Source organism: Sphingomonas sp. CCH9-E2 (assembly GCF_001557215.1).
Taxonomy (GTDB): Bacteria; Pseudomonadota; Alphaproteobacteria; order Sphingomonadales; family Sphingomonadaceae; genus Sphingomonas.
This window is the reverse complement of the sequence record NZ_LSJM01000189.1, coordinates 1-8,066: the sequence shown is the minus strand read 5'-3', so window position 1 is coordinate 8,066 and position 8,066 is coordinate 1. Positions and strand designations below refer to the sequence as shown.

General features: G+C 66.4%; 10 protein-coding genes. 8 read left to right on the top strand and 2 right to left on the bottom strand.

Translation table 11 applies throughout. The features are described 5' to 3' along the window. The coding region (locus AX681_RS09290; RefSeq protein ID WP_066682110.1) for a putative bifunctional diguanylate cyclase/phosphodiesterase at window positions 1-1,226 on the bottom strand (1,226 nt) is incomplete at its 3' end. Between the two features lie 243 nt (window positions 1,227-1,469). On the opposite strand from AX681_RS09290, the gene ffh reads away from it, so the two are divergent. The 6 genes from ffh to AX681_RS09260 all read left to right on the top strand — a co-directional run bounded on the left by ffh (window position 1,470) and on the right by AX681_RS09260 (window position 6,478). After that, on the top strand, window positions 1,470-2,954 hold the full coding sequence (ffh, locus tag AX681_RS09285; protein ID WP_066657973.1) for a signal recognition particle protein: 1,485 nt from the start codon (window positions 1,470-1,472) through the stop codon (window positions 2,952-2,954). A gap of 40 nt (window positions 2,955-2,994) precedes the next feature. Beyond that, the gene (gene rpsP, locus AX681_RS09280; RefSeq protein ID WP_066657975.1) at window positions 2,995-3,486 is read left to right on the top strand and encodes a 30S ribosomal protein S16; all 492 of its coding nucleotides are present in this window, start codon (window positions 2,995-2,997) and stop codon (window positions 3,484-3,486) included. Between the two features lie 4 nt (window positions 3,487-3,490). After that, a complete protein-coding gene (gene rimM / locus AX681_RS09275) occupies window positions 3,491-3,967 on the top strand; it encodes a ribosome maturation factor RimM (protein WP_066657977.1) in 477 nt (158 codons plus the stop codon). Window positions 3,968-4,096: 129 nt separating this feature from the next. Then, the gene (locus tag AX681_RS09270) at window positions 4,097-4,435 is read left to right on the top strand and encodes an ArsR/SmtB family transcription factor (RefSeq protein ID WP_197421829.1); all 339 of its coding nucleotides are present in this window, start codon (window positions 4,097-4,099) and stop codon (window positions 4,433-4,435) included. Next, the gene (locus tag AX681_RS09265; protein WP_066657982.1) at window positions 4,432-4,932 is read left to right on the top strand and encodes an SRPBCC family protein; all 501 of its coding nucleotides are present in this window, start codon (window positions 4,432-4,434) and stop codon (window positions 4,930-4,932) included. Before AX681_RS09270 ends, AX681_RS09265 begins: the two co-directional genes overlap by 4 nt. A gap of 49 nt (window positions 4,933-4,981) precedes the next feature. Then, window positions 4,982-6,478: a serine hydrolase domain-containing protein gene (locus AX681_RS09260; RefSeq protein WP_066657985.1), complete on the top strand. Its 1,497-nt coding sequence runs from the start codon at window positions 4,982-4,984 to the stop codon at window positions 6,476-6,478. Between the two features lie 108 nt (window positions 6,479-6,586). On the opposite strand, the gene AX681_RS09255 is transcribed toward AX681_RS09260, so the two are convergent. Continuing rightward, the gene (locus AX681_RS09255; protein ID WP_066664543.1) at window positions 6,587-7,495 is read right to left on the bottom strand and encodes an NAD(P)/FAD-dependent oxidoreductase; all 909 of its coding nucleotides are present in this window, start codon (window positions 7,493-7,495) and stop codon (window positions 6,587-6,589) included. A 50-nt stretch (window positions 7,496-7,545) separates the two neighbouring features. Between AX681_RS09255 and AX681_RS09250 the strand changes: the two genes are divergently transcribed. Beyond that, entirely contained in the window at window positions 7,546-7,848 is a 303-nt protein-coding gene (locus AX681_RS09250; RefSeq protein ID WP_414713223.1) for an antitoxin, read from the top strand. After that, a partial coding sequence (locus tag AX681_RS09245; RefSeq protein WP_156456067.1) for a PIN domain-containing protein occupies window positions 7,845-8,066 on the top strand: 222 nt, incomplete at its 3' end. The genes AX681_RS09250 and AX681_RS09245, both read left to right, overlap by 4 nt.

Here is an 8,066-nt window from a genome sequence, read left to right as displayed (position 1 = left end):
ACGATCGACTGGGCGAGCGAGAGATTGTCGAACAGCGAGCTTTCGGTGATCTCCACCTCCAGCCGGCTTGCCGGGAAGCGCGTCTCGGTCAGCACCTTGATGATCTTCTGCGCCAGCCACGCGTCGCGCAGCTGGACCGGCGAGATGTTGACCGACAGGCTGAGCGAGCTGTCCCAGTCGCGCGCTGCGGTGAACGCCTGTTGCATCAGCGACAGCGACATCTCCGCGATCAGGCCGGTCTCTTCGGCGATCGGGATGAACAGTTCGGGGCTGATCAGCCCGCGCGTCGGATGTTCCCAGCGGGCGAGGACCTCGAACCCGATCAGCTTACCGGTCTGCAGGTCGATTTGCTGCTCGAAATAGGGGACGATCTCGCCGCGCGGGATCGCGGTGCGCAGGCCGTTCTCCAACTCGTTGCGCGTCTGCAGCTCGCGCTCCATGGAGTGATCGAACCACGCATAGCGGTTGCGGCCCGATTTCTTGGCGACATACATCGCGATATCCGCCGATCGCATCAGCGAATCGACCGACTGGCAGTCGAAGTCCGACCGCGCGATGCCGACCGAACAGCTGACATGCAGCCGCAGCCCTTCCGCCTCGAACGGCTGCGCCATCTGCGCGACCAGCTTTTCCGCGATGCGCTCGATCAATTCGGGATGCTGCGGGTCGAACAGGAAGGCACAGGCAAACTCGTCGCCGCCCAGCCGCGCAGTCAGCGCGATCGGCGGCATCGCGCCGGCAATCTCGCCCGCCGCAGCGCGCAGCAACGCGTCGCCGACGGCATGGCCGTGCATGTCGTTGACCGTCTTGAAGTGGTCGAGGTCGATGATCATCATCGCCATCGCCTTGCGCCGCTTCTGGCCGCGCACGAACATCGCCGCGCCTTCCTCGGCCAGGCTGCGGCGGTTGAGGAAACCGGTGAGCGGATCGCGGCTCGCCAGCAGCTGCGCGCGCTCCTCGGCGGCGGCGCGGATGCGCACTTCGTTGCTTAGGCCGCGATGGCGGCGCCAACCGAACAGGATCAGCGCGACGTTGAGCAGCAGTGCGATCACCAGCGTGCGATCGGCCGGAGCCGAGCCCTCCAGGTAATGGCGCAGCGTCTTGGACAGCACCGAGCTGCCGGTCCCGACGAACATCAGGATCGCGGCAACGCTGATCGCGCCTGTGATCAGGTCGGATCCGCCGCCGCTGCGCTCGGTCTGGTCGTCGTCGATGCCCAGCGACATGCCGGAATTGCTCCCCTTCAAACGAACCGGAGATATCCCATGCCGACCGTGTAGAAGGGGTTAAGGCAAATGCGGGAAGAGGGTTAACGCCGCCGCAGTTGCACTTATCTTGGTTTGCGGCTAAGCGCGCCTCCGACCGTTCTCACGAACGCGACGACATATGCCCCCGGGCAACGCTGGCCGACGAGGTTTCGTCCGCCGGCGTTTTATGCGTTTCGGACTTGAGAGCAATGGGAGAAGCGAGTGTTTGACAGTCTGAGCGAACGGCTTGGCGGCGTATTCGACCGTCTCAAGGGTCGTGGCGCGCTGACCGAAGCGGATGTGCGGACCGCGATGCGCGAAGTGCGTATCGCGCTGCTCGAGGCTGACGTCGCGCTGCCGGTCGCCCGCCAGTTCGTCGACAAGGTGACCGAGGAAGCGGTCGGCCAGCAGGTCCTGCGGTCGGTCACGCCGGGGCAGCAGGTCGTCAAGATCGTCAATGACGCGCTCGTCGCAATGCTTGGCCCGGATACGGCCGAGCTGCAGATCGACGTCACCCCGCCCGCCGTGATCATGATGGTCGGCTTGCAGGGGTCGGGCAAGACGACCACGACTGCCAAGCTCGCCAAGCTGCTCAAGAAGCAGGGCAAGAAGGTGATGATGGCGTCGCTCGACGTCAATCGCCCGGCCGCGCAGGAACAGCTGGCGGTGCTCGGCACCCAGATCGAGGTCGCGACCCTGCCGATCGTCGCGGGCCAGCAGCCGGTCGATATCGGCCGTCGCGCGATGCAGGCCGCGAAGCTTCAAGGCTTCGACGTGCTGATGCTCGACACCGCGGGCCGCCTGCACGTCGACCAGCAGCTGATGGACGAGATGAAGGCGGTGGCCGACATCTCGAAACCGCAGGAAATCCTGCTCGTCGTCGACTCGCTGACCGGTCAGGACGCGGTCAACGTCGCGCAGAACTTCAGCGATCAGGTGCCGCTGACCGGCGTCGTGCTGACCCGCATGGACGGCGATGCGCGCGGCGGCGCGGCGTTGTCGATGCGCGCGGTCACGGGAAAGCCGATCAAGTTCGCGGGCATCGGCGAGAAGCTCGACCAGATCGAGCCGTTCCACCCCTCGCGCGTCGCCGGCCGCATCCTCGGCATGGGCGATGTCGTGTCGCTGGTCGAAAAGGCGGCGCAGGCGATCGAGCAGGAAGACGCCGAGAAGATGGCGGCGCGCCTCGCCAAGGGTCAGTTCGACATGAACGACCTGCGCAGCCAGCTGGCGCAGATGCGCCGGATGGGCGGCCTCGGCGCGCTGGCCGGGATGATCCCCGGCATGAAGAAGGCGCAGGGTGCGGTCGAACAGGCCGGCGGCGACAAGATCCTGCTGCGCATGGACGCGATCATCACCTCGATGACGATCAAGGAACGCGCCAAGCCCGAACTGATCAACGCCAAGCGCAAGATCCGCATCGCCAAGGGTTCGGGCACGACCGTTCAGGACGTGAACAAGCTGCTCAAGATGCACCAGGAAATGTCCACCGCGATGAAGCGGCTCAAGAAGATGGGCGGCCTCAAGGGGATGCTGGGCATGCTCGGCAAGGGCGGCATGGGCGGCCTTGGCAACGCGCTGGGCGGTCCGGGCATGGGCGAGATGATGGGCAAGCTCGGTGGCCCCGGCGGCGGACTCCCCGGCCTTCCCGGCGGGGGCGGCGACATTCCGCCAGAGCTCGCCAAGTTTTTGAACAAGAAGAAGTAACTGGTTTCAACGCTTAGAATCTACAGAAGGAAGTACGAAAATGGCTCTCAGCATGCGTCTGTCGCGTGGCGGTTCGAAGAAGCGCCCTTATTACCGCATTGTCGTTGCCGATGCGCGCTCGCCCCGCGACGGCAAGTTCATCGAGAAGATCGGCACCTACAATCCGCTGCTCGCCAAGGATGACGAGAAGCGCATCGTGCTCGACACCGACCGTGCGAAGCACTGGCTGAGCGTCGGTGCGCAGCCGACTGACCGCGTCGCCCGCTTCCTCGACGTCACCGGCGTCAAGGAGCGCGCTGCCAAGAACAACCCGAACAAGGGCAAGCCGGGCGAAAAGGCCGTCGAGCGCGCCGAAGAGAAGGCCGAGAAGCTGAAGGCCGCCGAGGAAGCCGCCGCAGAAGCCAAGGCTGCTGCCGAAGCCGCTGCCGCTGCCCCGGCCGAAGAGCCCACCGCTGAAGAAGCCCCGGCTGAAGAAGCTGCTGCCGAGGAAGCTCCGGCCGCTGAAGCCGGTGAAGAAAAGGCCGAGGGCTGATCCTTTGGCTAACGACACCCCCGTCACGCTCGCCGTCATTATCGGCGCGCACGGCGTGACGGGGGAGGTCCGCCTCAAGGTCTTTGCCGAAGACCTGTCGGTGCACCGCCGCTTCAACGGCGGCGCGCTGACGCTCAAATCGGTGCGCCCCGGCAACAACGGCGCGATCGCGCGCTTTGCCGAAGTGACCGACCGCAACGCCGCCGAAGCGCTGCGCGGCACCGAACTCACCGTCACCCGCGCCGAACTCCCGCCGCTGAGTGAGGGCGAATATTATCATGCCGACCTGCTCGGCCTGTCCGCCGTCGCGCAAGGCGGCGACCCCATCGGCACCGTCGTGACGGTCGAGAATTTCGGCGCGGGCGACGTGCTCGAAATCGAAAAGCCGGACGGCAAGCGCTTCATGGTGCCGATGCGCGCAGAAGCCGTGCCCGCATGGGATGCGACCACGCTCACAATCGCCGACGGCTGGGCGGAATAAGCGCGCTTTCAGCTCGCGCAATCCCGACATGTTTCAGTGCACTGAACGCGCTCGGCGTGGCGCTGACGGCTGCGCTTCATCCAAGGCGTGAGCAAAGTGCTTTACATATCCAATAGGTTATATATCCATATGGCTATGGATGAGTCGCTCGATCTTGCCTTCGCCGCCCTGGCCGACCCCACCCGCCGCGCGATCCTTGCACGGCTGGCCAAGGGAGAGGCCACGGTGTCCGAACTCGCCGCGCCATTTGCGGTGAGCCAGCCAGCTATTTCGAAACATCTCAAGGTGCTCGAACGCGCCGGCTTCGTCGAAACCGCCACCGCCGGCCAGTCGCGCCCGCGCCGCCTCAACCGCGCCGCGCTCTCGCTTCCCGCCGACTGGCTCGACCGGCTCGGTGCCGACTGGGATGCCAAGTTCGACCGCCTCGACGCCTATCTCGCCACGCTCAACACCGGAGACCCCGCATGACCGACGCCGCCGTGACCCCCGAATTCACCATCCAGCGCACCTTCGCCGCCCCGATCGACCGCGTGTTCGACGCCTGGGCCGATCCGGTGCAGATGGCGCGCTGGTCGGGGCCGGAGGGGACGCAGGTGACCGTGCTCAGCGGCACCATCGCTACCGGTGCAACGCTCCACGCCCGTTCCGACGCGGCGGGTGGCAGTGTGCTCTATACGCTGTGCGACTATCGTACGGTCGATCGCCCCGACCATCTCGTCTATGACCAGAGCTTCGCCGATGCCGATGGCAAGGTCGTGCCATGCCCGTTCTTCGACGCCTGGCCCGCGACGCTGCGCACCGATATCCGGTTCGAAGCGATCGAGGGCGGTACGCGCATCACGCTGCGCTGGATCCCGATCGATCCGACGGCGGAGCAGGCGGCCAGCTTCGTCGCCGCGATGGAATCGATGACCGGCGGCTGGAGCGGCAGCTTCGACAAGCTCGACAGCTACCTCGCGGCGTAACGCGCGCAGGGGTTTGCGTGCGGGGCGGAATTCTGATTGGCTGCGCGCCATGAAGCTCCGCCTCGCCGCCGCCCTTGCGCTCGCCCCGCTGTCCGCGCTCGCCCAGACGCCAGCGGGCCAGATCCCGCCCGCTCAGGTGACCGAGATCGGCGACCATTTCGCCAAATATCGCGCGCAGAACCCGACCCCCGGCATGGTCTATATGGTCATCAAGGATGGCAAGCCTGCGCTGTCCGCGATGGTCGGGACGCAAACCCCCGGCGGCGCGCCGGTCACGCTCGACACCCGCTTCCGCATCGCATCGATGAGCAAGGCGTTCACCGCGCTCGCGATCCTGCACCTGCGCGACGCGGGCAAGCTGCGTCTCGACGACCTCGCCGAACAGCACATCCCCGAAATGCGCGGCTGGAAGTATCCGACGACCGACAGCCCGCGCATCCGCATCCGCGACCTGCTCGCGCATGTCGGCGGTATGGTCACCGACGATCCCTGGGGCGACCGGCAACAGGTGCTGAGCGAGGCGCAGTTCAGCGCGATGATCGCGCAGGGTGTGCCATGGAGCCGCACCGGCGGCATGGCGCATGAGTATTCCAATTACGGCTATGCACTGCTCGGCCGCATCATCACCAACGTCTCGGGCGAGCCCTACCAGGCCTATATCGGCCGCACGATTCTCAAGCCGCTCGGCATGGCCGCGACGACCTATGACATAGCGCAGGTGCCGCGCGACAAATTCGCGCTCGGCTATCGCTGGGAGGATGAGAAGTGGGTGGCCGAGCCGGAAATGCGCGACGGCGCATTCGGCGCGATGGGCGGCATGATCACCACCGCCAATGACTACGCCAAATGGGTCGGCTTCCTGCTGTCGGCATGGCCCCCGCGTGACGGAGTCGAGACCGGTCCGGTCAAGCGCGCGACGGTGCGCGAAATGGTGCAGGGCCTCAACTTCGTCCGCGTCGGCCCGCGTCGCGGCGCGCCGGAGGGGGACACGTGCAAGCACGGCACCGCCTATGGCATGGGCCTGCGCATCACCAGCGACTGCGACCTCGGCGTCGCGCTGGAGCATGGTGGCGGCTATCCCGGCTATGGCAGCTATGTCGTGCTGGTGCCGGAGCGCGGCATCGCCGCCTTCGCCTTCACCAACAAGACCTATACCGCGCCTGCCGTGCCGGTGTGGCAGTCGCTGTGGTCACTGGCGCGGGCAGGGGCGGCGGACCCCCGCGCGACCCCGCTCAATCCGCTATTGGCGCAAATGCAGGACGCCGCCCGCGCCGCATATGCAGCCGGTGACCTCAAGCCGCTGGACGGCAAGCTCGCGATGAACTTCCTCCTCGACCGCGACGCCGCGCACTGGCGGACGGAATTCGCGCGGATCAAGGCCGTGCTGGGTCATTGTCCCACCGCCGAACCGCTCGACCCGACCGGCAATCTGTCGACCAGCTTTCGTTGGAATTGCGCTAAGGGCAAGCTCGACGGCCAGATCCTGATGGCCCCGACGAACCCACCGACGATCCAAGCGCTGCGGTTTGCGCCGCGGCCCGACTAACCCCACCGTCCCCCCGGGCTTGACCCGGGGACGGGCTTCTCTGGAGGTGCAAGGTTAGCCCAGCCCCGGGTCGAGCCCGGGGGGACGAGGGGTTCTATCGGGTCGCAGCTACCGCCAAATCGCCCGTTGCGCGCTCAGCATGTTCCGGATCGTCGTCGACGCCACGCCCGCCTGACCCATCGCGTTGCTGATCTGGTCCAGCCCCTTCACCACATCACCCGCCGCGAACAGGCCGGGGATGCTAGTGCGCTGGTGGTCGTCGACCTCGAGGCATCCGTCCTCGGTCGCCGCCGCGCCTGCCGCTACCGCGAGGTCGGACCGGATGCGCGACCCCAGCGCCGGGTAGATGCTGTCGAACGCAAGTCGGCCTTGTGCAGTATCCAGGGCAATCCGATCCCCCTGGATTGCATAGCCCCCGCACGGCCCGTCAACTCGCGCGATTCCCGCTTCCTCCAGCTTGGCCACACACGCCGCATCCAGCCGATGCTCCACATCCGGCGCGATCAGCGTCACGTCGCGGGTAAAGCCGCGCAGGAACAGCGCCTCGCGCATCCCGTGATCGCCGGTCCCGATCACGCCCACGCGCTTGTCGGTCACCTCATAGCCATCGCACACCGGGCAATAGCGCAGCAGCCCGCGCGCCAGCGCTGGATCATGCACCGCATCCTCCAACCCCTCGGGCCGGTGATTGACCACCCCGGTCGCCAGCAGCACCGCGCGTGTCGCAACCCGCCGCTCGCCCGCATGGACGATAAAGCCCTCCGCAACCGGCTCGATCCGCGTCACCTTGGCCGCCTCACGCACCGCGCCGTACAGCTCCGCCTGCGCCAGCATCCGCCGCAACAACTCGACGCCTTCGATCCCCTCGGGATAGCCGGCATGGTTGTGCGTGCGCGGGATCAGCGCCGCCCGGCTCGATCCGCAATCGAACAGCCGGATCGACAGGTGATAGCGCGCCAGATAGATCGCCGCCGTCAGTCCAGCCGGCCCCGCGCCGACGATGATACAGTCTTCCATGACAGCCATAGCGCGGCGAGAGCGGGTTCGTTCCTTGAAGCAGACAGCCAATGTATATACATTCGGACTATACGGAGGCGCATATGGGTGACGAGTTCAAAACCCGGACATTCAAATCGGGCAATTCGGTCGCGCTGCGCCTGCCCAAGGCGCTCGGGCTGAGCGATGGCGATGAGGTCACGATCGTCCCCCATGCCGATGGCAGCTTTTCCTTCTGGCCCAGCGGATCGGCCAAGCGGGTGTTCCTCAGCCTATATGGTGCCTTCTCCGACGGGTTCATGGCCGACGGGCGCGGCGACACCGAGCAGGAAGAACGCGACTGGAGCGGGTCGGCCCCGGATCGCGCCGCATGATCATGCTCGATACCAATGCCTGTATCGACTTCGCCAAGGCGCGGAGCGAACGGCTGCGCGATCGTCTGGCGGAGGCGTTCGAGGGTGGCATTGCGATTTCGGCGGTCACGCTCGCCGAACTACGGGTTGGCGCAAAGGCGACGGGGGCGGACCCAAGCGATGCCCGCCGGCTTGATCTGCTGATCCACTCGCTCAACCTGCTCGATTTCGATGCCGCC